Raw genomic sequence first — 24,175 nt, 5'->3', positions numbered from 1 at the left:
TCAAATGATCACTTTTTGATCGATTTTTGATGACTGCCGGAGAAGTCCATGTCCCGACGCCGTGTCTCCCTGGCCGATCTGAATCGCCGCACCGCCACCGGCCAGGCCGGGGGTTTGCCCACCACGACCGAGCCCTCTGCCCTGGGCGGGTTCGACACCGTCGGCGTGAGCCAGCACACCCACCCCACGGTGGCCGACATCAGCGAGTGCCTGTTCTTCTCCCCCGGCGATGGGCGCATCTGGCTGCAGGACCAGCGCATGATTCTGCTGCACTCCGAGGCCCTGGGCTCGCTGCGGCGGGAGCTGATCGACAGCATCGGCCTGGACAAGGCTCGCGGCCTGCTCACCCGCGCGGGCTACGTGAGCGGCGCGCGCGACGCCCGCCTGGTGCGCCAGCAATGGCCGAATGCCGAGCCCACGGCGGCGGCCATTGCGGGCACCCGCCTGCACGCGCTGGAGGGCGTGGTGCAGGTGGAAGTGGTGCACGCCCGCTACGACGCTGACAGGGGCGCGTACGAAGGCGAGTTCCTGTGGCACAACTCCAGCGAGGACGACGAGCACATTGCCGCCTATGGCGTGGGGGGATCGCCCGCATGCTGGATGCAGGTGGGATACGCCACAGGGTATGTGAGCACCTTGTTTGGCCACATGATTGTGTTCCGCGAGGTGGACTGCCGCTCGTCCGGCGCGGCCCACTGCCGCGTGATCGGCAAGTCGGCCCATTTGTGGGAAGACCCCGAGCAGGATTTGTTCTACCTGAACGCCCAGGACTTTGTGGGCACCCCGCCCGCATCGCTGCCCCCCTCGATGCCAGAAGGGGCGCAGGGCAAGGCGCGCACCACCTACCTGGGCATGCCACCGGGCAAAGCCTCAGCGCCCCCTGCAGGCACCGCCGCCGAGCCCACGGCCCAGGCCACCATGGTGGGCGCCTCCTCCGCCTTCAACGCCGCCTGCCACATGCTGCAGCGCGTGGCCCCCACCGCCGCCACCGTGCTGTTCACCGGCGAATCGGGCGTGGGCAAAGAAATGTTCGCCAGCATGCTGCACCGCATCAGCCCGCGCAAAGACCAGCCCTTTGTGGCCATCAACTGCGCGGCCATCCCCGACACGCTGGTGGAAAGCGAACTGTTTGGCGTGGAGCGCGGTGCCTACACCGGCGCAGGCACATCGCGCCCAGGGCGCTTTGAGCGGGCGCACGGCGGCACCCTCTTCCTCGACGAAATCGGCACCCTCAGCCTGGTGGCCCAGGGCAAGCTGCTGCGCGCGCTGCAAGAGGGCGAGGTCGAGCGCGTGGGCGGCACCCGCACCGTGCGCGTGGACGTGCGCCTGGTCGCCGCCACCAACGTGGACCTGCGCCAGGCCGTGCGCGAAGGCACTTTCCGCGAAGATTTGTTCTACCGCCTGAACGTGTTCCCCATCCACCTGCCCCCGCTGCGCGACCGGCGCGATGACATACCCTTGCTGATGAGCCACTTTCTGGCGCACTACCAACGCAAGCACCAGCGCCAGGTGCCGGGCTTTAGCCAGGCGGCGGTGAAGGCGATGTTTCACTACCCCTTCCCCGGCAACATCCGCGAGCTGCAGAACCTGATTGAACGGGCGGTGATCCTGGCAACCGATGGCGAGCCGATCGAGCCGCACCATTTGTTTGCCGGGGGCGAACAGCCCAGTTCGGACGTGATGTCGCTGCACCTGAATCCGAACAGCACGGGCACGCTGCATGCGGCGGGGCAGCCGCAACGCGGAGTTGCCGCGGGGGCCGTTGCCCCGCAGAACCCAGCACCCCCACAGCCAACATCCAGCTGGAACCCGCCCCCCACCGCCACGCCAACAGTCGCGCCACTGCATCAGGCCGAAGAACAATTGCTGCGGCAGGCGCTGCACAGCGCGGGAGGCAATGTGGCGTCGGCGGCAAGGCTGCTGGGGATCAGCCGGGCGACGATGGCTTATCGGGTGAAGAAGTTTGGGATTTGAGAAGGGAACAATGCGAGCGGCTTGCAACAGTTGCGGTCACCCAAGCAGGTCACTTGGAAGACTGGTTCGGGCCCATGCCCAGCACTCGAAAACCTTCATGTGAACCAGTCATAAAACACCTCGATCTGGCTTGTAGCGACCAAAGCTTGGAGCGGAAAGACCCGCCAAGGAGTTGCGACCTCCATTTCATGGAGGCGAACTAACAATTGATCTCGTACAGCCGGTTTCACCTCCTGCCGCCAGTTCAGTACCTGGCCCCAGGTTGAACTCCCGTTCAAGTGCAAAGGAAACCGTGCGGACTGAACTGAAGCAATATAGGCCGTTGGAAAGAGCCGCCTATATGCCTGCAGGTTGTAGAGCCAGGAAACGCCGCGCACGGTTGTAACGCTGGGCTCAGTGCGCTGAACATGCGAAATCAGATCTTGCAGGTCGGCCCTCCTCGCACTGGAATTCTCAATAGCCAGCGGACTGGAATTGATTCCGTCTGGCGCAACAAAGTGGATGCGCAAGGTACCGTATGCATCGGGCGGATCGTAAGAGAAACAGCCGAACGACCGTTTGACTTCGACGTAGGAAAGAGATCGTTGGAACTCGGCACATAAAGCGACTTGCTCGGTATGGTCATCGACCGCGCTTTTTACCCTGTCCAGAAAGAGATCCCACCTACTCGCGCCAGTGTCCCCCCACAGATTCAGCCTGCGTCGCAAGTTGGTACAACGGTCAATGGCGACGTCGAACGGCACTGCTGCTTTCACCGCGTAGCACTTGGCAAATTTCAATTGAAGGGAGAAATAGTCCTCAAGCATGGATATGACGTTAGCACCCTCTTGCCAACTTCCGTTCCTGGCCGACACCAGCTATGGATCTTTGCGGCCAACAGTTCAAACACACACGATGCAGAAATTGGTGGAATTGGCTGCTAGCGCTTGTTGAGAGCCGACCACTCGTCCAAAAACCATAACACTGTGCATTCCAACTGCATTGGAGGCCTTGGCGGTGGAGATGCCACCAACTGCATTCCTCACCCCAACGTCGACCATACAAAACATATACAATACGCATACGTTTCACATAGAGATAGCCCATGGGAATTGTCAAAATTTCAGACCAGATGCACGAAAACCTGCGCGTGGCCAGCGGCGCACTCAGCCGGTCCATCAACTCCCAGGCAGAGCACTGGATGCGGGTGGGCATGCTGACCGAGATGTATCCCGACCTGGACCACCGCGAAATCTGCCAACTTCTCGTGCGGGCAGAACTGGCAGGCGGGCTGGATGTGGCGCTGGCAGCCACGGCGCAGCTGGACAAAGCGGGCGCACGCCCGGCAGGGAAGCACTGATGGCGCGCGGTGGTGGAGTCCCCATCCGCTCGGCCGAAGAACTGGTCATGGCACGGCGGGCGGCCCAGCTGGCAGCAGAGGTGCTGGACATGATCGAGCCCCATGTGGTGCCGGGCGTGAGCACCGAAACGCTGGACAGCATCTGCCACGATTTCATCGTAAATGTGCAAGGCGCCACGCCTGCCAACGTGGGGTATCTGGGCTACCCCAAGACGGTGCTGACCTCGGTGAACCATGTGGTGTGCCACGGCATCCCCTCACCCCACCAGGTTCTGAAAAAGGGCGACATCGTCAACATCGACGTGGCCGTGAACAAGGATGGCTGGTTTGGCGACACCAGCCGGATGTTCTGCGTGGGCGCGCCCAGCGTGCTGGCGCGGCGCCTGGTGGAGACGACGTATGAAGCGCTGCGCGCGGGCATTCGGCAAGTGAAACCCGGGGCAACGCTGGGTGATGTGGGGCACGCCATTGCAGCGGTGGCGCAGCGCGAGCATTTCACCGTGGTGCGTGAATACTGCGGACACGGCATTGGGCAGGTCTATCACGATGAACCGCAGGTGCTGCACTACGGGCGGCGCGGCGAAGGGCTGACGCTGGAGGCGGGGATGATTTTCACCATCGAGCCCATGCTGAACGCTGGCAAGCGCGAGACCAAAGAGCTGGCCGACGGGTGGACGGTGGTGACCAAGGACCGGTCGCTGTCTGCTCAGTGGGAGCACATGGTAGCGGTGACGCCCGATGGCTATGAGGTGCTGACAGCCTGGCCGGGCGGCACAGGGGCCTACCCGCCGATCTGAGATGCGGCCAATGGCACCGTTTTATGCCCAATGGGCCGCTAGCGCCTGCCCTTCAAAGATGATCGGTATCAAAACAATAGCAAAAGCCCTGCAATCACCAGGGCAGTTGCTCGCCGCTGTAGGCATAAAACCCACCGGTGGCCTCGGCGCTGAGGCCATCGAGCACGCGCAGCAAATCCGCTGCGGCCTCTTCAGCAGGCCGCCCAATCTCTGCACCATGGAACGGCGCCGATAGCGCTGAATTGACCGTACCGGGGTGCAGCGCTGCCAGCACGGCCAGCGGGTGGGTGCGGGCCACTTCAATCGACGCCGTTTTGAGCAGCATGTTGAGCGCGGCCTTGGAGGCGCGGTAGCTGTACCAGCCCCCCAGGCGGTTGTCGCCAATGCTGCCGACCTTGGCGGAGAGCACGGCGAGCAGGCCGCGCTCTTGTTTGGGCAGCAGCGGCGCAAAGTGGGCCAGCACCAGCGCAGGGCCAAAGGTGTTGGTGCGGAAGGTAGCCTCCATCTGCGCGTAGTTCATTTGGCCGAGGCGCTTTTCAGGCTGGCCGTGAGGGCCGTGCAGCACACCCGCAGCGTGGATGATGCAGTGCCACGGCCCCTGGGCCTTGAGCTGCCGGGCGGCTGCGGCGATGGTGGATTCGTCGTCCAAATCGACCGCCGGGTGGGTGTGGCGGCCCAGGCCCACGGCCAGGGCGCAGCGTGGGTCTGACTGCAGGTGGGCGAGAAAGGCGCTGCCAATGGCGCCGGTGGAGCCAATAACGAGGGCGCGGTAGCCGTGTGGCAGGGACTGCAGGGAGGTGAACGGCATTGCGGATGGCTGTGCGTGAGACATGGCGCGGTCCTGCAGTGGGAGTGGCGTTGGGTGATGGGTAGGGAGGGCTACAGCGCGTCCAGCCGCGTGCGCAGGCTGGCCGCATGCTCGCGCAGCGCATCGAGCTGCGGGCCCTGCATCTTTTGCAACTGGCGGTACACCATGCCCAGGCGGAAGTTGCTGCCCAGCGTGCCTTCGTTGCGCGCAAAAAAGTCCCAGTACAGCGCGTTGTACGGGCACGCACTCTCGCCCACCTTGAGCTTCTTGTCGTAGTGGCAGCCACCGCAGTAGTCGCTCATGCGGTCGATGTAGGCGGCGCTGCTCACGTAGGGTTTGGTGGCCAGCAGGCCGCCGTCGGCAAACTGGCTCATGCCCACGGTGTTGGGCACTTCCACCCATTCAAAGGCGTCGATGTACACGCCCAGATACCAGCGGTGCACGGCAGCGGGGTCGAGCCCCGCCAGCAGCGCAAAGTTGCCGATGACCATGAGGCGCTGGATGTGGTGAGCGTACGCATGCTCCAGCGACTGGCCCACGGCGTGCTGCATGCAGCGCATGCGGGTCTCGCCCGTCCAGAACCACTCCGGCAGTGGTGTGCTGTGGCCCAGGGCGTTGCGCTCGTCGTAGCCGGGCATGTGGGCCCAGTAGATGCCGCGCACATATTCTCGCCAGCCGAGGATCTGGCGGATGAAGCCCTCCACCGCAGGCAGGGGTGCAGCGCCTGCGTGGTAGGCGGCTTGGGCGCGTTGCACCACCTCGTGCGGGCGCAGCATTTTGGTGTTGAGCGCGAAGGACAGCAGGGAGTGAAACAGCCGCGCACTCTGCGTGCTCATGGCGTCTTCGTACGCGCCAAAGTGCGGCAGCGTGGTGGTGATGAAGTGGTCGAGCCAAGCCAACGCCTCGGCCCGGTTCAGCGGCCAGCGCAGCGCATGGGCCTGCGGGTTGCCAAAGCTTTGCACGCCTGCGGCCTGGATGGTGACCCACAGGGCGCTGTGGTCGTGCGTGGGGCGGGCGTCGGGCGGCAGTGCGGGTGTGCCAGGCCAGGGCTTGCGGTTGTCGTGGTCGTAGTTCCATTGGCCGCCTTCGGGCTCGCCAGCCTCGTCGAGCAGCACGCTGTGGCGCTGGCGCATGCGGCGGTAGAAGTGCTCCATGAGCCACTGCTTACGGCCCTTGAACACCTCGGCCATTTCGGTGCGGGTGGTGTAGAAGTGCTCGCTGCTGACAGCCTGCACGGCAAAGGCTTGCTCTGCACCCCAGGTGCGAAGTTGCTCATCCAGCCGCCATTCGTCGGGGTGCTGGTATTGCAGCGTGTGCGCGCCGTAGTGGGCCATCAAGGCGGCCAGGTTGTCAGGCATCGACTGGCGGTTGCTCGCGTCGTCAATCGCCACGTAGCGCACGCGGTGCCCCGCCTCGCGCAGGTGGCGGGCCAGGTCGCGCATGGCTGCAAAGATGGCGAGGATCTTTTGCGCGTGGTGCAGCACATAGTCGGTTTCTTGCCGCACTTCCATCAACACATAGACCACGCCTTCGTCCAGCGTGGCAAACCATGAATGCCCGGGGTTGAGCTGGTCACCCAGCAGCAAGCGCAACGTGGGGGTGCGCGGTTGCGGGGTGCTCATGCCGTGCCCCACATGCGGCGGTAGCTGCCGTCGGCATCGTGCTCTTGCGCCTGCTTGATCGGGTTGAAGCGGCGGCCTCCGCGCGGGTCGGTGCCACGCCCGGCGATGTAGAGCCAGTTGCCCTGGTTGCTGTACACGTCGTAGTCCACCAGTTGTGATTCAAACCACGCAGCGCCTGCACGCCAGTCGCCGTGCAGGTCGTGGATGAGATAGCTGGCAGCCACCTGGCGCAGGCGATTGCTCAGATACCCGGTAGAAGCCAGCTCGCGCATGGCGGCGTCCACCAGCGGCTCGCCCGTACGGCCCTGGCACCAGCGCTCGAACCCCTGCACGTTGTGAGGGGCCACCGGCAGTGCAGAGAGGCCCCGCGCGCGGTACAGCGCCATGCCGTATTGCAGGTGCAGCAACCGAAAGTAATCGCGCCAAAGCAGCTCAAACCAAAGCCAGTAGATGCCGTCGTTGGCACCGTGGTCGCGTTCAAAGGTTTTCAGGTCGGCATGAATTTTTCGGGGCGAGAGCGCGCCCGTGGCCAGCCAGGGTGAGAACTTGCTGGAGTAGTCCAGCCCCGTGAGGCCGTTGCGGGTGGCCTTGTAACTGTGGGCCAACTTGCGGGCCAGGTACTGCACCAGGTGGGCGAGTGCGAGGGTTTCGCTGCCATCACACGCGGGCGTGCCGTAGGGGAAAGAGGAGCGCGGGTCGCGCCCTGCGAGGTTGTCGGTTGCGGCGGCACCCTGCTCTGCCCATGCGGGCATTGCGCCCAAGGCCTCCCACACATCGGATGACACCAGCGGGGGCGGCAACAGGGATACGGGTGGTGGCAACGGTGCGGGGGGCGCGATGTCGGCACGCTCCACAGCCTGGCGAAAGGGGGTGAACACGGCAGGCAGTTCGGCCACAGGCCAGGGCATGTCGGCAGGCTGCAGCAGGCTGCTGTGCCACACGGTGTGCACCTGCAGCCCGGCAGCACGCAGGGCTGCGACCTCGGCCTGCTCGTAGGGGGCGGCAATGTCTTCGCACACCACTGTGGCGGCGCCCACGGCACGCGCCAGCGCAGGCAATGCCGTGGCGGGCGCTGCGTGGCACACCTGCAATGGGTTGCCCAGCGCGGCCATGCGCGCACCCAGGTCACGCAGCGCGGCGGCCACAAAGGCTTGACGGTGTGGGCCAACGCGGGCAAAGCCCCAGGGCGTAACCTCATCCGCCGGGGGCTGGCACACCACGGGCAGCAGGTGGGTGGCACCACCGGTCAACGCGGCTTGCAACGCGGGCTGGTCGTGCAGGCGCAGGTCGTTGCGGAACCAGAAAACGACGGTCCTCATGCAGTGCCCTCCCCTTTCGAGCCGCCGGTTGCGTGGCCCGCGCGCCTGCGCTCGCTGCGGCAGCGCTCGGAGCAGAACTTCACTTCGTCCCACACCTTCTCCCACTTCTTGCGCCAGGTGAAGGGCAGGCCGCAGTGTTGGCAGGTTTTCTGCGGCAGGTCGTGCTTCTTGCGCATGCGCATGGCAGTGGCAAACGTGAAGTGAAAGGTAAAACGGTTTCAGTCGGACTACATTTGCGCAGCCAGTGTCCGCCCGCTGAGCCAGGCGCCTTCGACCTTGCCGCCGTTCAACCAGTCGCCGCACAGGCCCAGGCGCAGCGATGCGTTCCACCAACTGCCCAGCGTGAGCGCGGGTCCAGTGTCGGCATAGCGCCAGCGGTGGGCTGTAGCGGCCAAGGGTGTGGGGCCACCCAGGGCGGCAAAGGCGGCGAGCAAGGTGGCGGTGACGGACTCGGCGTTGTCCTCGATATGGGCGTCGCTCCATTCGGCGGTGGCGTGGAGCAGCCAGGTTTCTGCGCCGGTGCGGCCGGGCTTGCTGCTGTCGCGCGCCACCCAGCGCAGCGGGCCAGTGTTGATGAAGGCGCCCTCCCACGGCAGGGCCACGGGGGCGGCGTAGCGCAGCATCACGGCCCAGCTGCCACGCATGCGCGCGCTGGCGGCCACGGCAGCGCCAGCGGGCGCTACGGGGGCGAGCAGCGGTACGGCCTGCGGGGCGGGCACCGCCAGCATCACAGCGTCGTAACGCTGGTGGAGTGGGCCATGCTCTGCGGAGGTGATGGTCCAGCCGCCCTCGGTGCGGTCCAGCCCCTGTATGGTGGTTTGCCACCGTGCCAGCGCACGGTCGCCAAGGTTCTGCACCAGCCACGCGGCGGGCGACGTCATGCGCGGTGTGCCCACAAACCGCTTGAGCGGAGTGTGCGGCGTGGTCCATATGCTCCCGTCAAAACTGGCCAGGCGGGCATCCCACACTGCAGCCACGCCAGCCCGCTGCCAGCGGGCCACCTCCGCACGAAAGGCGGGATCGCGGGCGGTGAAATACTGCGCGCCGTGGTCGCACTGCCAGGCACCGTGCTCGTCTTCAGCGCGGCGGGTGCTCATGCGGCCGGAAGGGCCACGGCTTTTGTCAAACACATGCACGATGTGGCTTGCCTGCAGCAGCGCCTGCGCACACGACAGACCTGCCAGGCCTGCGCCAATGACGGCAATGGTTTGTGGCGCAGGAAGGTTCATGATTTTGGGTCGGTGCGTTCGTGCGTCACCCAGATCAGCGCCTGGGCGTCGATGCCCAGGGCCTGTGCACGGGCGATGAGTTGTTCGCGTACGCCAGGGGGCAATTGCTTGGTGCGCGACAAGATCCAGCAGTAGCTGCGGTCGGGCCCCACGACCAGCGCCCATTGGTAGTCCGCATCCAGCGCGGCCACGTGGTAGCCGCCGTAGAACGGGCCAAAGAACGACACCTTGAGCGACGCGGTGCTTGCATCGCCGGTGAACTTCGCCTTGCCTTCCGCCTGGCGCCAGTCATTCTTGCCGGTGTCAAAGCCCCGGTTGAGCACACGCACGCTGCCGTCCCCCCGGCGCTGGTAGGTGGCGCTCACGTCCGTCATGCCGCGTTCAAACGGATGGTCGAGCCGGGCGACTTCGTACCAGCGGCCTTCGTAGCGGGCCAGGTCGAACGGGGTGAAGGGGGCGATGCCGGGGGGTGGGCTGGCGGATGAGCAGCCAGTGAGGGCCAACACCATGGCAACCATCACCATCACCATCACCAGCAGCACGGACCGGTGGGCCCATGGGAACAATCGGGACATAAATTACCAATCAGTCGCAAAACAAACCAAATGGTAACTCAATGGGATTTCCATGCGGTGTCGGATGGCCTCTGGCACCTCTGGCCCACACCGCGCCCCGTAAACTTGCGCCATGACTCTTCAAATCACTGTGTATTCCAAGTCCGCCTGCCCGCAATGCGAGTCGGCCAAGATGCTCCTCAAGTCGCGCTCGCTGCCGTATGAGGAAATCAAGATCGATGACGAGGCCGAGCGCCTGGCCTTTTATGCCAAGTGCGGGCCCTCAGTGCGGCAGATGCCGCAGATCTTCATCAATGACCAGCGCGTAGGTGGCTTGGCCGGGCTGCAGGCAGCGTTGGCGCAAATCGCTCCGCAGACCCCGACTTAACGGCCAGAACTACCGGTACTTCGCAGCGGTGATGAACTCGCTGAAAGTCTCACACCACACGATCACGGTGTTGAACCTGGCCGGGTCTACGCCCTGCGGCACCGGGACGATGAAGTTGTTGAACGTTTTCACATCCCCCACGCGCAACATCTGCGACTTGAGGCGCTTGAAGTCGGCCTCGGTTTCCACGAATTCAGGCGACAGGTAGAGCTTGTAGTCCGGCCCCGGGGCCAGCTTGCCCAGCAGACTGATGGCTTGCGGGCCGACAGACACAGCGCCCTCGCCCCAGTGCAAGGCATCGCTGTCCTTGAGGTCACGGCGGAAGGTGGCGGTCCATCGGGCGGCGGGCAGGCGGGATTGGATTTCCTGCTGCGTGGGAGCATCCGGCGCGATCAGGATCGGCAGCGCATACACGCCCAGCGCAAACCCAAGACCCAAGGTGAGCAGGTGCGAGGCGGTGAGCAGAAGGGGCTTCAGGGGTTTCATGACAGCGGACTCAAAGGCGTTGCGCCAATGTACCCCCAGCCCGGCTACCTTTAGCTCCCGGGGATACCCCCGCAACGCCCCGCCCCGCGTCAACCCGCGTCGGCCAGAAACCCGTCTACCAGCGCGTAGTGCTCCGGCACATTGAGCGCGGGGGCATGGCCGCAGCCGGGCACCTCCACCACCTGCGCCCGGCCCAGCGCACCGGGGCCACGGGTCAACATCTCGGCAGTGGTTTCGCGCAGCACCAGGTCCGAGTCGGCACCGCGCAGGCAGAGCACAGGGATGTCGAGCGCATCGTAGTGGTCCCAGATCAGGTAGTCGTTGGCGTGGTGCGTGAACTGCTGCACCATGGCCGGGTCGTAGTGCGGCGTCACCCGGCCATCGGGCAGGCGGCGGGTCGAGGTCTCGGTCAGGCGGCGCCACTGCGCATCGCTGAGCCAGCCGTAGGGCTGGTACACCTGCCGGAAGAACGCCTCCAGCTCTTGCACCGTGTCAAACGATGGCGGGTGGCCCGCGTAGGCCTTGATGCGTTCGAGCGCGGCATCCGCCAGGCGGGGCGCGTTGTCGTTGAGCAGCAGGCTGGTGATGCGGCCCTTGAGCTGTGGCTCGAACAGGCCCGAGGCGCACACGGTGCCGATGGCTCCGCCCATGGATGTGCCCACCCAGTGCGCCTGCTCGATACCCAGCTGGTCAAACAGGCCGGCGGCAATGCGCGCGTAGAACGACAGGCGGTATTCGTCCTGCGGCGCACGCGCCCACTGGCTCAGGCCCCGGCCGATGGTGTCGGGGCAGATCACGCGGTAGCGAGGAGCCAGGTGGGCTGCCAGCTCGTCCATGTCGCGCCCGGTGCGCGCCAGGCCGTGCCAGGCCACCACCACGGGGGCATCGCGTGCCCCCCACTCCATGTAGTGGATTTCATAGCCGGCGCAGGTGGCGTAGCACGATAACGGAGTCATGGTGGACAACCTTGTGAGTCAGTAGAGGGATGCCGGTTGCTGATCAAACAACCTGCGGACTGAGAGCGAAGCATTCATTTCATGAGGCGGCCGTTGCTGCCGATGACCGTCACTTCAACGTAGCGTGAGCCGATGCGATTGGTGGGCGAATAGCCGAGCGTGATGCCGCCCAGGTCATAGCTTTGCATCGACTCCAGCGCCTTGACGATCTTGGTGCGCGTGGGCAAGGGCCCGGCACGGCGCAGGGCCTCGACCAGCACCTTGGCGCCCAGGAACTGCTCGAAGCTGGTGTAGTTGACCTCTGCCTCGGGCGCGTATTTCTTGAGCAGCGACTGGTATTCACGCACCACGGGCAGCTGCGGCCGGTAGGGGTAAGGCACCACCTGGCTGATACCGAGGCCGTGTGCATTCTTGAGGCCCGCGAGCTTGACCAACTCGGTCGGGTCCACCACCGAGATGTTGTAGAGCTGCGCGCCCCCACCCTGCTCGCGGTAGCGCTGGATGAATGCGGCGGCGGGCTTGTTCACGGCGATCATGATGACGGCGTGCACATCGGCCGCCTTGATGGCCTTGACGGCATCATCCACCTTGTCGGTGTTGCGCTCGTACCCCGCAGCCACCACCAGCTTGAGATTGCGCTTGGCCAGCGCTGCCTCCACCCCCGCCAGGCCCGCCTTGCCAAAACCGTCGTCTTGGTACATCACGGCCACGCGGTTCATGCCCAGGGTGGTGAGCTGCTGCACCATGTGCTCGGTTTCGTCCACATAACCTGCGCGCACATGAAAGATCCAGGGGTTGAACGGGTTGCGCAGCGACTCACCCCCGGTGTAGGGCGCCACCAGCGCGGCGCCGCCCTGCTCCAGCACGCCATCGGCCAGCAGCTGGGTGATGTTGGCCGTGCCCGCAAAGCCATACAGCGCCACCACCTCGGGTTTGGCCAGCATTTCACGGGTCAGCTTCACGGTGTCGGCCACCTTGTAGGCGTCGTCCACCACCGCCTGGCGGATGGAGGCGCCGTGCACGCCGCCCTGGGCGTTGACCCAGTCGAAGTAGATCTTGCCGCCCAGCACCATCTGCGCGCCGGTGCTGGCCAGCACACCCGATAGCGGGGCCACTTGCCCCACCACAATCTCTGCCGCGCGTGCCGGCGCACCGCCACTGGCTCCGAGCACCAGCAACAGCCCAACGGGCACTGCCAGCGCCGCCGCCATACGGCGAGCCCAGGTCTTCATCACAGCATTCATACGTCCATCCTTAGTGTCAGAAACGCACGGCCCCGGCGCCGCGCGCGCCTGCAACGGGCGCGCAGCACGGGCGTGATCCCTCCTCTTGCAGCCCTGCGGCCTGCGTCAGTCGGGGATGGAGATGGCGCCCGCCGTGATGGCAATCGCATTGGCTGCGGCAGGCACGGTGGCCAGCGGCGGCACGTTGGCCGCAGTGATGGCTGGCGCACTGCCGGGCGTGCCGCCACGGGGCACGGTGCGCACCACCTGGCTGGCGGGCAGAGCCTTGCCGTTGGCCAGGTGCTCGTACACGGCATCCAGCGCATGGTTCAGGTACACGTGCAGCGGCACATACCGCGTGTCGTAGCCCGGCAGCACGGTGGGCAGACCGATGAAACCGTCAAAGTGCTGGGCGTTGGCCACTTCCACATAGCTGAGCCTGCTGGCAGCCCCCTCGACCTTCCTGTTCAGCGCGGCATAGGGGCGCGAAGTGTGGCTCACGGGCAGCAGCGCATCGGCACGGCCGTGCACGATGACAGTGGGCTTGCCCCGCAGGTTGCCGTTGCGGCGCGTTTCGTCCACGCCGGCCTGCAGCTTCTTGGCGGCCGCATCGATGCCGGTCACCAGGTTGCGCAGGCACAGCGCGCCCGCCGTATTCCAGTCGGCCACGCCCGTGTCCGAGAACGACAGGAAGTCACGCGCCGGGCCCAGCTTGCCCAGGTTGTTCACGAGGTTGATGCCACCGGAAGGCGGCACACCGTTGCCGGTGGCAAACATGCCCGGCAACGCTGCGGCCGCCAGGGGCGCCACCGCGCCTGTGGTCGCCGTGGCCGCGTAGCTGAAGCCGCACAGGTGGTCCTTCACGCTGCTGCGCGACAGGCTGTTGGCAAAAGTCACCGCCACGGCCGGGGCCACTTCGAATGCCGCCAGCGAGGCATGCAGGTCGTTCGACTCGGGCTCCCAGCCATAGGCGCGCAGCTTTTGCAGAGCCTCTTCGGCCTGCGCTGCGGTGGTGGATGCCGAGAGCAGCCCCGCCGTCTTGAGCGCCGCGCAGCGGTTGGGGGCGATGGGCAGCGCAGCGCTGGCAAACCCTGCCGCGAACGCTGCGGCAAAGGGACTGGTGCTGACTGACGGCGCCAACGACGCACAGGCCTGGTACAGGTTGGCGTAGGTGGTGAAGTCCACCAGCGTCTTGCCCGTGACGGCCACCTCGGTGCCGCCACGGCGCACGGTGACGCCGGGGTTGGCGGGCAGTTCCAGCGCGGGCTCGGACACGGCCACGCCGCTGATCAGGCCCTGCGTGTCCTGCTCTGCGGCAGCAATGGCGGCGCCCCCGCCGTTCGAGATGCTGGACGCAATGACGATGGTGTTACCGGGCGTGAGTGTCTTCAGGCGCTGGCCCGCTGCGTTGGTGTTGCCGTAGCGCTGATTGAGCACGTAGTAGCCGAACTCCACGGCCTGCAGCGTGGTGGTGCCCCAGTCCTTCTCGGAGTTCTGGCCCGAGTGGGCGTGCTTGAAGGCAAAGCGGTTGGGCGTGGCGGTGTTGAAGGCCGCCAGTTCCGTGGACGTGAGGCCTGCGTTGAACGCCGCACTCTTGCCCGCAGTAGCGGCCGTGGCGCGGGTGCCGTCGATGAGTGGCACGGTGTCGTTTTGCAGGTCGTGCGGCGCGCCGCTGGTGCCCTTGTCCGAGTAAGCCACGGCGCAGCCCCGCTTGAGGCCCCACTCGCCCGTAGAGATACCGCCGTACACCCCGCGCGAACCCGAGGTCGTGGCCGTGATCATGCAGGGCTTGGCCGGGTTGAAGCTGGTGGGCACCTGCACTATGAGCGTAACGTTCTTGCGGCCCGTGCCGTCGTCGGCGAACGCGATGTATTCCGTGCCCGCCACCTTGCCCTCACCCGCCGTGGCCTTGCCCTGCGCATCCACATTGGGGCCGTACAGCAGGCCATATCCGCCCGCGGCCGTCATGTCGAGCATGGCCCGGTAGTTGGTGTGGATGGCCAAGCGGCGCAGCTCGGCGGCGGTGGGCTTGAGCGGGTCGGCAGAGGCGGGCGGCACTGCAGCGGCCAGGCCCGTGGCGCCCAGGCCCGCGGTGAGCAGGTCATTGGTGCTGCCGTCGTAGGTGGCCTCGCTGACCGTGCCCAGGTAGGCGGGTTTGGTGTTGAGCGCGGCGCTGTCGCCGTCGCTGCTGCCCCCACAGGCGACCAAAACGGCGGCGGCCACGGCAGCGGGAACGAACGGACGCACCCGCGCCTTCATCATGCTCATCTTCATGTGCTTGTCTCCTGGTATTTCTTGTTTGCTTTTCGCGCAGCTCCATCCCACCAACAACCGCCCAGGCGGCGTTGGCTTCCTCACGCCGCCTTGCGCGCAGCTGCCGCGCGCAGGCGCCCCACCACACCGGTGGGGAAGTAATAGACCGACAGGACAAACAGCACGCCCAGCCACAGCAGCCAGCGGTCGGGCGATAGCAAGGCAGACACCCAGGGCAGGCCCGATGTGGCCTCGTGGCCCAGGCGCAGCAGATCTTGCAGATAGCTCTGCGCCACCAGGAAGAGCACGGCCCCGATGGCCGAGCCATAGATGGTGCCCATGCCGCCGATCACCACGATCAGCAGGCAGTCCATCATGATTTCGAAGCTGAGCGAGGTGTCGGGCCCGTTGTAGCGCAGCCAGAGCGCGAGCATGGCGCCTGCCATGGTGGCAAACAGCGCCGACAACACGCTGGAGGTGGTGCGGTACACCACCACGCGGTAGCCAATGGCCTCGGCGCGGAACTCGTTCTCGCGGATCGCCTGCAGCACGCGGCCGAACGGTGAATTGACGATGCGCAGCAGCGCCAGCACCAGCGCCACGGCCGTAACGAACAGCAGGTAGTAGCAGATCAGGCGGCCATCGATAGCGACGCCCAGGAAGGGATCATCGAAGGGCTCGAAACTGGGTGACAGGATCTCGGGCACCTTGAAGGTCAGGCCGTCTTCGCCGCCGGTGATGTCCGACAGCTGCGAGGCCAGCGTCTGGAACGCGGCGGCCACGGCCAGCGTGATCATGGCAAAGAAGATGGCGCGCACGCGCAGCGAGAACAGCCCCACCGCCAGCGACAGCAGCAGCGAAAGCACCAGCGCGCCGGCGAGGCCCACGGCCAGCGCGGACCAGGTAGGCCCCATGCGTGTGGTGGCCACCGCGATGCCGTAGGCCCCGATGCCGAAGAACATGGTGTGCGCAAAGCTAACGATGCCGGTGTAGCCCAGCAGCAGATCGAAGCTGGCCACCAGCACCACAAAGATCAGCACCTTGGCGGCCACGGACAGCGCCTTGACGCCCGGGAACAGGAAGGGTGCAAACGCCAGCCCGATGAGGATGGCCACGAGGATCACCGCCAGTACCTTGCTGCGCGGGTAGTCGCCGGAGAGAAGTCGGTTCAGCATATCAGTCGGCTCCTCTTCAGCGGTTGGCCACGGGATAGACACCCTGCGGGCGCCACAGCAGGATGGCCACCATCAGCGCGATGTTGGAAAACAGCGCCACCTTGGGCACCAGAAAGCCGGTGTAGTTGGCCATCAGCCCCACCAGCAGCGCGCCGATGAGCGCACCGCCCGTGGACCCGAGGCCGCCGATGATGATCACGATGAAGATCAGCACGTTGACCTGCGCGCCCATCTGCGGGATCACGTTCTGCTGGTACAGGCCCCACATCACCCCGCCCAGACCCGCCAGGGCCGAGCCCACGACGAACACGCCGATGAACAGGCGGCGGATGCGGTAACCCAGGCTCTCGACCATCTCGCGGTCCTGCACGCCGGCGCGGATCAGCAGGCCGACCTTGGTGCGCGACAGCGTCCAGGCCAGCACGGCGAAGACCAGCAGGCCCACGGCCACGGCCACCAGGCGGTACTTCTCGATGGCGGCGTCGCCCACAAGCAGCGAGCCTCGCATGCCTTCGGGCAATGGCAGCGGGATCTGCGCGGGGCCCCAGATGACCTTGATCAGCTCTTCGCCGATGATCATGCCGCCCATGGTGATGAGGATCTGCTTCAAGTGCTGGCCGTACACGGGCCGCACGATGAAGCGCTCGAACGCCAGGCCCACCGCCCCTGCGACGGCCATGGCCACCAGCATGGCCGGCAGCACCGCCACCAGGTTGCGCCACAGCTGGTCGGAGCCCGTCCAGTCGCCCATGGTGCCCAGCACGCTGGTAGCCACGAAGGCGCCGAGCGCGATGAACACGCCGTGGCCAAAGTTGAGCACGTCCATCAAGCCGAACACCAGCGTGAGGCCCGAGGCGATGATGAAGATGATCATGCCCATGGCCAGCCCCGCCACGGTGAGCGTGAGCCAGGTGCTGGGCGAGCCGATGAAGGGCAGCACCAGCAGTGCGAGCGCTGGCACCAGGACCAGGGGCTTCCAGTCGAAGTCGCGGGTGATGCTCATGCCCGGTCTCCTTGCGCGACAAGCAGCGTGCGCGAAAATGCTATATTTTTAATAGCTATCAGCGCTTTACCATCAAGCGCCAGTGGCCAAAAAAGCTTGAAATTTGGTGTGAAATTCATAGTGCCAACCCCAGCAGCGACCGCTGCAGTGCCTCGTCTTGCGCCAGCGCGGCCATGCTGCCTGCATGCACCACCTTGCCGTTGTCCATCACGGCCACGGTGTCGCCGAGCCGCTTGGCGAAATTGATGTTCTGCTCGACGAGCAAGATGGTCACACCGCTCTTCTTGAGCTGGTCGAACGCATCGATCATGTTGTTGATGATGGCAGGGGCCAGGCCCTTGCTGGGCTCGTCCACGATGAGCAGGTCGCGCGGCTCGACGATGGCGCGGCTCACGGCCACCATCTGCTTTTGACCGCCGCTGAGCTTGCCGGCCGGGTGGTTCCAGAACTTTTCGACCGCAGGGAAGAGCTTGAAGATCCATTCGAGCCGGGTGCTGTCCATCTGCGCGGCGTTCTTGGCGCCGCGCGCGGCCAGCAGCATGTTCTCCTTGACCGTGAGGTCGGCGAAGATGCCCATGTTCTCGGGCACGTAGGCGATGTTCATGCCCGCGATCTGCGGGGTGTTGAGCGCCGTGATGTCCTTGCCCGCAAAGTGGACCGAGCCCTGCGACGCATGCCACAGGCCCATGATGGTGCGCAGCGTGGTGGTCTTGCCCGCGCCGTTGCGGCCCAGCAGCATGGTGAGCTGGCCCTTGGGCACCGCCAAATCCACACCGTGCAGGATGTGGTACGCGCCGATGTGGGTGTGCACGCCCTTGAGTTCGAGCAGGTTGCCCGTGTTGTTCGTGGTGGTGGTCATGCAGCCGCCTCCTTCGTCACGCCAAGATAGGCTTCCTGCACCACGGGCGATGCAATCACTTCTGCCGGCGGGCCGTCGGCCACCAGCGTGCCGTTGGTCAGCACGATGATGCGGTCGGCCAGTTCGCGCACCACGTCCATCTTGTGCTCCACCAGCAGGATGATCTTGGTCTTGTCCTTCTTGAGTTCGCGGATCAGGTTCAGGATCACGGGGGCCTCGTCGTGGCTCATACCGGCCGTGGGCTCGTCGAACATGTAGACCTGCGGCTCCAGCGCCATGAGCAGCGCCACCTCGAGCTTGCGCTGGTCGCCGTGCGGCAGGCTGGCCACGGGGGTGTCCTGGCGGTCGAGCATGGCCACGGCCTGCAGGATGGCGCGGGCGCGGTCGGTCAGGTCGCGGTGGTCGCTCCAGATGCTCCACAGGTTCAGCCCCCGGCGATGCTTGCCCTCCTGCGTGGCCTGCACGGCCAGGCGCACGTTCTCCAGCACGCTGAGGTTGGGAAACAGGTTGGTGAGCTGGAAGGCACGGCCCAGGCCCGCATGCGTGCGCGCCGAGACCGACTGGCCCGTGAGGTCCTGCCCGCCCAGGGTGACACTGCCCGCGCTGGCGCGCAGCTGCCCGGAGATGAGGTTGAAGTACGTGGTCTTGCCCGCGCCATTAGGGCCCACGATGGCGGTCAGCGTGCCGGGCTCGAAAGAGCAGGTCACGGCGTTGACCGCCACGTGGCCGCCGAAGCGGATGGTCAAGTCCTTGGTGGCCAAGGTGCTCATGGGTGGTGTTTCACTTTCACGGTCGTCTTCATTCGTTGGTGTCGGGCGCCCTGTCCTGAAATGGACAGAGCGCGCGGCGTTCAGCGCATTGTCAAGGGCACGTGCCGATGACGTAGTAGTTCGGGCTCGTCTGTTTCAGCGTGTTGTTCACGAAGATGTTCCACAGCCCCATGCTCTGGTTGGAGCCCAGGGCAAAGGTGTAGCCGCCATACAAATAGGCACGGCCGGCCATGGTGTGGGCGTAGTTGCTGGCGGTGGTGCAGGTGCCTCCGCCGCCCTGGGCTGCCAACGTGGTGCCCGATGCAGCGGCGGATGCAGCGCCCTCTGCTCCGTTGGCATCGGCGGCACGCACGGTCCAGCTGTAGGTGGTGGAAGCGGCCAGGCCGGTGTCGCTGTAGTTCGTTGCGGTCACGGGCAGCGCGTTGACCTTGTTAGCATTGCGGTACACGTTGTAGCTGGCAGCGCCCGAGACGGCATTCCAGGCAATCGCCATGCTGCTGGCCGTGGCGCCCGAGGTGCTCACGCCCGTGGGGGCAGGCAGGTCCACCGGTGGGTTGGTGGTGCCGCCGCTGGAAACCCGGTCCACCATGGCCTTGATGGCGACCATCTGCGGACCGGACTTCTTGGCGTAGTTGGCATTGTCGTAGCCCCACCAGTCAAAGCAGCTGTTGGTGGCCGCGGTGCTGGTCTGCGGGTACAGCATCACGATGTTGTTGGTGTCGGCCCAGCGGTTGTAGCCGGTGTTGCGCACGTACTGCTGCTGCACATCGCTGATGTTCTGCTTGCAGCCATGCAGCACCACGTGCAGCTTGCAGGTGGCACTGCCGCCCGCCTGGCAGGCCTGCGGCACATAGGCCCAGCCCGTGGTGGCCATGCCGTGGTTGGAGATGAATTCGCTCTGGTTGAACTCGATGAAGTTGCCGGTGGGCAACGCCGCGTTGTTGCGTGCATTGAGCGGGCCGTACAGGTGCTGCAACATGGCACCCGCCAGGTCGAAGTTGCAGTTGCTGATGTAGGGCGCTGCCTTGGTGGTGCAACCGTTGCCGTAGTCGTCGGTGACCATGGCGTGCTCGGCAGCGATGTCCTTCTTGTAGACCACGTTGGCGGCCGGTACAAAGCTGTTGTAGTAGGTGCGCAGGGCATCCATCACGCCGGTCTTGACCGCACTGTCGAGCGTGCCCGAGAACAGGTAGACCTTCGAGTTCTGCAGGTTGGCCACGGGGTCGATGGCGCCCTGGCTGGCCCAGGTGTTGGTGGTGCTGACCAGCGTGCTGGTGGGAATGCCCGCCGGGCTGGCCATGCAGCGCCCCGTGGCATTGACGACCGAGCCCTCGGCGCAATAGAACGGCCCGCCCGCAACCACGCCCACCCCTTTGGCAAACGTGGCCGAATACGCCACGTGCAGCTGCACGGCCATGAAGCCGCCTGCGGACAGGCCCGACACGGTGGTCTGGGTCTTGTCGATCTTGAGCGCGGGAAGGTTGACGGCGGCATATGCACCGCCCGTAGCGCACAGCGCGATGGCAGCTCCTGCTGCGGCCGCCCGGATGAAATTGAAAGCCATGTTGTCTTGTCTCCAAATAATTTTGAGAAAAACCGACCCAGCCCCCGTGTAATCCGGGAGTTCATGCATCAATTCACTGGAAAAAAAGGGGCGGCCGCCCCTGCGGGATGAACCCCCAGGGGCAGCGCCCCGGGGCCACGCAAATCCGCTTATCGCTTGTTGCGAATCGGCACGTTCATTTCTTCGGGCTTGATCTCGCGCACCAGCTCGGGCACGCCCCAGGCGAAGGCCGGGTCCACCTTGATCTTGAAGTGGTACATGCTCTGCATGGCCTGGTGGTCTTCCTTGCGGAAGGTCATCTTGCCCTTGGGCGTATCAAAACTCATGCCTTCCATGGTCTTGATGAGCTTGTTGGTATTGGTGTCGCCACCGGTGGCCTTGAGCGCCGTGACCAGCGCCATGGCGGAGCTGAAACCACCGGCGGTGAAGAAGTCCGGCGGGGTCTTGAACTCCTTGTAGTGCGCGGCCACCAGGGCTTCGTTCACGGGGTTCTTGGGGATGCCGAAGTAGTAGTACGTGGCGCCTTCCATGCCGGGGAAGTTCTTGTACGCAGCCATGGCGGGCAGGATGTTGCCACCGGTGGCGATCTCGATGTTGTAGCGCTTCAGATCCATGTCGGCGATCTTGAAGGGGTTGCCCGCGCCGGCCCAGATGATGAAGATGACCTTACGGCCGGGCACGTCCTTGAGCTTGTCGATCAGGCGCTGCGCACCGGCGGTGAAGTCGGTGGTGGTGGTGGGCAGGTACTCTTCGTGGGCGAGCTTGGCGTTCTTGAGTGCGTCCTTGAAGGCCTTCACGCCGTCGCGGCCAAAGGCGTAGTCCTGCGCCAGCGTGGCCACCGTGACGCCAGCCTTGTCGATGGCCACGGCGTTGGAGATGGCGTCCTGGCTGCTGTTGCGGCCGGTGCGGAAGATGTACTTGTTCCACTTGTCGCCGGTGATGGCATCGGCCACGGCGGGCTCCACCAGCAGGATCTTCTTGTATTCCTCGGCCACGGGCAGCAGCGCCAGGGCCACGCCCGACGACGTGGGGCCTACGGCGATGTCGGCCTTGTCATCGGAGTAGGCCGATGCCAGCAGGCTCTTGCCCAGGTCTGGCTTGCCCTGGTCGTCCTTCTCGATCACCACGAGCTTCTTGCCATTGACGGTCATGCTGCCGCCGGTGGCGTAGTTCAGGCCCATCAGCAGGCCGGTCTGGGTCTGCTTGCCGTAGGCCTCCAGCGGGCCGGTCTTGCTGTAGACGTGGGCGATGCGGATTTCGCCGGTCTGGGCGAATGCGGGGGCGGAAAGCGTGGCGGCGGTAACGGCTGCAGTGGCGAGGGCGACCAGGGTGCGACGGTGCATGGCGATGTCTCCTTGTTGTGATGCCTGAACATTGCACAGTTCATGCCAACACGCAAGCTGTTGATTTTTATGAAACTTCTGCTGACACCTGTGCGACACAGTCTGATTTATGGACAAATAGATTGTCTACAAATCAGACATATGCCCAATATTTATTCAGGGTTTTCCAGACGTCCATAAAGCGTGGCCCGCGAGATGCCCAGCTGGCGTGCCGTGGCGAGCTTGTTGCCGCCATGGGCTTTGAGGGTCGCGGCGATGGCACGCCGCTCCAGTTCGGCCACCTGTTCGGACAGCGGCCGCAGGTAGCGGCTTCCATCCTCGGCATCGCCCATCGGGGCGGCGTCCTGCACAGGGGCGGGTGCGGCAGGCTCCACGCCGGCTTCACGCAGCACGCGCTCCAGCTGCGCCGCGTCGATGGACGGGGAGTCGCTGCGCATCACGGCCTGCTCCAGCACATTGCGCAGCTCGCGGATGTTGCCGCGCCAGGGCTGGCCCGCCAGCAACGCCATGGCGTCGGGCAGCAGCTCGGGCGGGGCCGTGCCGTTGCGCAAGGCCAGGTCTTCACCCAGCGCCTCGACCAGCGCCGGGATGTCGGTGCGGCGCGCCCGCAGCGGTGGCACACGCACAGGCAGCACGTGCAGGCGGTAGAACAAATCCTCGCGGAACTTGCCTTCGCGCACCAGCGTCGCCAAGTCGCGCGAGGTGGCCGCCAGGATGCGCACGTTGAAGGGCACCAGCTTGTTGGAGCCCAGTGGCTCGATCTCGCCCTCCTGCAAGGCCCGCAATAGCTTGGCTTGCAAGCTTTGCGGCATGTCGCCGATTTCGTCGAGGAAGAGCGTGCCACCGTCGGCCAGCTTGAACTTGCCGTCGCGGCCCTTGCGGTCGGCGCCGGTGTAGGCGCCCGGGGCTACGCCGAAGAACTCGGCTTCGAGCAGCGTGTCGGGCACGGCGGCAATGTTGACACTCACAAACGGGCCGCTCGCGCGGCTGGATGCCGCGTGGATGGCGTGGGCCAGCAGCTCCTTGCCTGTGCCGGTCTCGCCGAGCAGCAGTACTGGGCTGCTGGACTGCGCCGCGCGCCGCGCCTGGCGCTTGACCTCGGCCGCTGCGGGGCTCGATCCGATAAAGCTGGCAAAGGTGTATTTGGCGCGCCGCTCGCCGTCGCCCGCCACGGCCAGCGAGCGGCTGCGCTGGCTGGCCAGCTCGCGCCGCGCGTCGTCCAGGTCGCGCTGCAGCAGCGCGAACTTGCTGATCAGCGGCTGCAGTGTGGTCTCGGGGTGGTCAAACAGCACGATGCCAATGGCGCCTATCACGCGGTCGGCATCGTCGCGCAGCGGGATGCGGCTGACCACAAAGGTGCCGGCCTTGTTGGTAAGCAGGTCGATCAGCACGGGCTGGCCGGTCTCCAGCACACGGCGCATCTGGGTGTTGGGGATGACCTCCTCCACCGTGCGCCCGACAAACTGATCGACCGACGAGAAACCCAGGTCGGGCAGAAAGCGCTGATAGCCCTCGTTCACCCACACGATGCGGCCGCTGCGGTCCACCAGGAACATGCCCTGGCTGACGCTGGAGAACAGCTGGAACATGGAGCGCGCCGCCAGTTCAAGAATGCCCTGGGCATCCAGCGGCAGTGCGGGGGCGTCATCGGTGAGCAAGGGCATCTGTGGATGGTAGCGCGGCGGGGTCTGGCCAAGTGCAGTCACACCGCAGACAACATGCAGCTCGATTGCTACTATTTTTATAGCTATTAGCGCAAATCCATAAAGCGCTAGCGGCTTTTTTTATCCAAAATCATGACGCCATCGGCCACCGGTGCACTGCCCACGGGACACTGCGCGCGCGTCATGCGCAGAATCACCATGGGCTGGATGGCGGCCAGCACCTCGGCCTCGCGCACGGCCAGGGGTTGGTCCACCAGGATGCAGGGCTTGCCTGTGCGGCGGCAGTGGTCTTGCACGCGCCAGTACTCGTCGTGGCTGATGCAGCCGGTCTGGCAGATGACCAAGTCGGCAGCGGCCAGGTTGGCATCGAGCGAGCCGTCCCGCAGCCCAGTGGAGGCGGTGCGGTCCACCGCCCAGCGCTGAGACGGGTGGTTGGCAACACCACCGGCCCTCGCGGGGTGGCCCCGGGGGGGCTCCGCAGCCTGGGCCGGCGCCACCTTCGCCTGGGCTGCCAGCCGCCAGCGCAGGCATTCGCGCGACAGGCTCGCAATGCGGTCGACGAGCACGCTGATGTGGCGGGCCATCGCCCGGCGGCGTGGCAGGCTGGGGTGCGCGACCTTGATCTGCGCCAGTTCGTCCTGCGCCAGGGCAAGGCGCGTGTCCCGCACGATCACCTCGGCACGCAGTCGCACCACCTGGGTTTGAAGGGCCACAATCTGCGCCGCCTGGGCAGACACCGTGGCGCTGCAGCGCTTTTGCGCATCGCCCAATTGGCGGCACAGCGCCAGAAACTCCTGCGGAAGTGATTGCATGCGCCACCTTTGCAAATAAGAATTATTCGCATTTTAT

Annotated in this window: 23 protein-coding genes; 4 read left to right on the top strand and 19 right to left on the bottom strand. The window is 65.4% G+C overall.

Going from position 1 to position 24,175, the window contains the following annotated elements; all coding sequences use genetic code 11:
- The first annotated feature begins 48 nt into the window (after positions 1-48).
- Positions 49-1,974, top strand: coding sequence for a sigma-54-dependent Fis family transcriptional regulator (locus ASE52_RS01370; RefSeq protein ID WP_057223191.1), 1,926 nt, complete (start codon positions 49-51; stop codon positions 1,972-1,974).
- A gap of 95 nt (positions 1,975-2,069) precedes the next feature.
- On the opposite strand, the gene ASE52_RS01365 is transcribed toward ASE52_RS01370, so the two are convergent.
- Positions 2,070-2,780: a hypothetical protein gene (locus ASE52_RS01365; protein ID WP_241776891.1), complete on the bottom strand. Its 711-nt coding sequence runs from the start codon at positions 2,778-2,780 to the stop codon at positions 2,070-2,072.
- 278 nt (positions 2,781-3,058) lie between these two features.
- On the opposite strand from ASE52_RS01365, the gene ASE52_RS01360 reads away from it, so the two are divergent.
- The gene (locus ASE52_RS01360; RefSeq protein WP_010460477.1) at positions 3,059-3,313 is read left to right on the top strand and encodes a ParD-like family protein; all 255 of its coding nucleotides are present in this window, start codon (positions 3,059-3,061) and stop codon (positions 3,311-3,313) included.
- The gene (gene map, locus ASE52_RS01355) at positions 3,313-4,110 is read left to right on the top strand and encodes a type I methionyl aminopeptidase (protein WP_057223189.1); all 798 of its coding nucleotides are present in this window, start codon (positions 3,313-3,315) and stop codon (positions 4,108-4,110) included. Before ASE52_RS01360 ends, map begins: the two co-directional genes overlap by 1 nt.
- A gap of 94 nt (positions 4,111-4,204) precedes the next feature.
- Here the strand turns inward: map and ASE52_RS01350 are convergent, their stop codons facing one another.
- Genes ASE52_RS01350 through ASE52_RS01325 form a run of 6 tightly spaced genes read right to left on the bottom strand, consistent with a single transcriptional unit; the run spans position 4,205 to position 9,663 of the window.
- A complete protein-coding gene (locus tag ASE52_RS01350; RefSeq protein WP_198928048.1) occupies positions 4,205-4,942 on the bottom strand; it encodes an SDR family NAD(P)-dependent oxidoreductase in 738 nt (245 codons plus the stop codon).
- 47 nt (positions 4,943-4,989) lie between these two features.
- On the bottom strand, positions 4,990-6,540 hold the full coding sequence (locus ASE52_RS01345; RefSeq protein WP_057223187.1) for a cryptochrome/photolyase family protein: 1,551 nt from the start codon (positions 6,538-6,540) through the stop codon (positions 4,990-4,992).
- Positions 6,537-7,859: a DASH family cryptochrome gene (locus tag ASE52_RS01340; RefSeq protein ID WP_057223185.1), complete on the bottom strand. Its 1,323-nt coding sequence runs from the start codon at positions 7,857-7,859 to the stop codon at positions 6,537-6,539. Before ASE52_RS01340 ends, ASE52_RS01345 begins: the two co-directional genes overlap by 4 nt.
- Positions 7,856-8,041, bottom strand: coding sequence for a DUF2256 domain-containing protein (locus ASE52_RS01335; RefSeq protein WP_057223183.1), 186 nt, complete (start codon positions 8,039-8,041; stop codon positions 7,856-7,858). Before ASE52_RS01335 ends, ASE52_RS01340 begins: the two co-directional genes overlap by 4 nt.
- Positions 8,042-8,086: 45 nt before the next feature.
- Positions 8,087-9,088, bottom strand: coding sequence for an NAD(P)-binding protein (locus tag ASE52_RS01330; protein WP_057223181.1), 1,002 nt, complete (start codon positions 9,086-9,088; stop codon positions 8,087-8,089).
- Positions 9,085-9,663 carry a lipocalin family protein gene (locus tag ASE52_RS01325; RefSeq protein WP_057223179.1) on the bottom strand — a complete coding sequence of 193 codons (579 nt, stop codon included), beginning with the start codon at positions 9,661-9,663 and terminating at the stop codon, positions 9,085-9,087. Before ASE52_RS01325 ends, ASE52_RS01330 begins: the two co-directional genes overlap by 4 nt.
- 112 nt (positions 9,664-9,775) lie before the next feature.
- On the opposite strand from ASE52_RS01325, the gene ASE52_RS01320 reads away from it, so the two are divergent.
- Positions 9,776-10,030 carry a glutaredoxin gene (locus ASE52_RS01320; RefSeq protein ID WP_057223177.1) on the top strand — a complete coding sequence of 85 codons (255 nt, stop codon included), beginning with the start codon at positions 9,776-9,778 and terminating at the stop codon, positions 10,028-10,030.
- 9 nt (positions 10,031-10,039) lie between these two features.
- Here the strand turns inward: ASE52_RS01320 and ASE52_RS01315 are convergent, their stop codons facing one another.
- The 12 genes from ASE52_RS01315 to ASE52_RS01260 all read right to left on the bottom strand — a co-directional run bounded on the left by ASE52_RS01315 (position 10,040) and on the right by ASE52_RS01260 (position 24,138).
- Complete coding sequence (locus ASE52_RS01315; protein ID WP_057223175.1) at positions 10,040-10,516, bottom strand: DM13 domain-containing protein; 477 nt, start codon at positions 10,514-10,516, stop codon at positions 10,040-10,042.
- Positions 10,517-10,605: 89 nt separating this feature from the next.
- The gene (locus tag ASE52_RS01310) at positions 10,606-11,472 is read right to left on the bottom strand and encodes an alpha/beta hydrolase (RefSeq protein ID WP_082606722.1); all 867 of its coding nucleotides are present in this window, start codon (positions 11,470-11,472) and stop codon (positions 10,606-10,608) included.
- Positions 11,473-11,546: 74 nt separating this feature from the next.
- The gene (locus ASE52_RS01305) at positions 11,547-12,716 is read right to left on the bottom strand and encodes an ABC transporter substrate-binding protein (RefSeq protein WP_010460459.1); all 1,170 of its coding nucleotides are present in this window, start codon (positions 12,714-12,716) and stop codon (positions 11,547-11,549) included.
- A 105-nt stretch (positions 12,717-12,821) separates the two neighbouring features.
- Positions 12,822-14,969, bottom strand: coding sequence for a D-(-)-3-hydroxybutyrate oligomer hydrolase (locus ASE52_RS01300; RefSeq protein ID WP_140426110.1), 2,148 nt, complete (start codon positions 14,967-14,969; stop codon positions 12,822-12,824).
- Between the two features lie 80 nt (positions 14,970-15,049).
- On the bottom strand, positions 15,050-16,123 hold the full coding sequence (locus ASE52_RS01295; RefSeq protein ID WP_057223171.1) for a branched-chain amino acid ABC transporter permease: 1,074 nt from the start codon (positions 16,121-16,123) through the stop codon (positions 15,050-15,052).
- 16 nt (positions 16,124-16,139) lie between these two features.
- On the bottom strand, positions 16,140-17,126 hold the full coding sequence (locus tag ASE52_RS01290) for a branched-chain amino acid ABC transporter permease (protein WP_057223169.1): 987 nt from the start codon (positions 17,124-17,126) through the stop codon (positions 16,140-16,142).
- Between the two features lie 115 nt (positions 17,127-17,241).
- Positions 17,242-17,985: an ABC transporter ATP-binding protein gene (locus tag ASE52_RS01285; protein WP_057223168.1), complete on the bottom strand. Its 744-nt coding sequence runs from the start codon at positions 17,983-17,985 to the stop codon at positions 17,242-17,244.
- Positions 17,982-18,755, bottom strand: a complete 774-nt coding sequence (locus ASE52_RS01280) for an ABC transporter ATP-binding protein (protein ID WP_057223166.1) — start codon at positions 18,753-18,755, stop codon at positions 17,982-17,984. Before ASE52_RS01280 ends, ASE52_RS01285 begins: the two co-directional genes overlap by 4 nt.
- Positions 18,756-18,846: 91 nt before the next feature.
- Complete coding sequence (locus ASE52_RS01275; RefSeq protein ID WP_057223164.1) at positions 18,847-20,319, bottom strand: PHB depolymerase family esterase; 1,473 nt, start codon at positions 20,317-20,319, stop codon at positions 18,847-18,849.
- Positions 20,320-20,468: 149 nt separating this feature from the next.
- A complete protein-coding gene (locus ASE52_RS01270; protein WP_057223162.1) occupies positions 20,469-21,662 on the bottom strand; it encodes a substrate-binding domain-containing protein in 1,194 nt (397 codons plus the stop codon).
- A gap of 152 nt (positions 21,663-21,814) precedes the next feature.
- On the bottom strand, positions 21,815-23,326 hold the full coding sequence (locus ASE52_RS01265) for a sigma 54-interacting transcriptional regulator (RefSeq protein WP_057223160.1): 1,512 nt from the start codon (positions 23,324-23,326) through the stop codon (positions 21,815-21,817).
- 107 nt (positions 23,327-23,433) lie between these two features.
- Positions 23,434-24,138 carry a DUF2325 domain-containing protein gene (locus tag ASE52_RS01260; RefSeq protein ID WP_057223158.1) on the bottom strand — a complete coding sequence of 235 codons (705 nt, stop codon included), beginning with the start codon at positions 24,136-24,138 and terminating at the stop codon, positions 23,434-23,436.
- Positions 24,139-24,175: the final 37 nt, after the last annotated feature.

Source organism: Acidovorax sp. Root275, assembly GCF_001428965.1.
GTDB classification, from domain to species: domain Bacteria; phylum Pseudomonadota; class Gammaproteobacteria; order Burkholderiales; family Burkholderiaceae_C; genus Acidovorax; species Acidovorax radicis.
The sequence above is the reverse complement of the archived record's forward strand: the minus strand, read 5'-3'. Positions and strand labels throughout refer to the sequence as shown.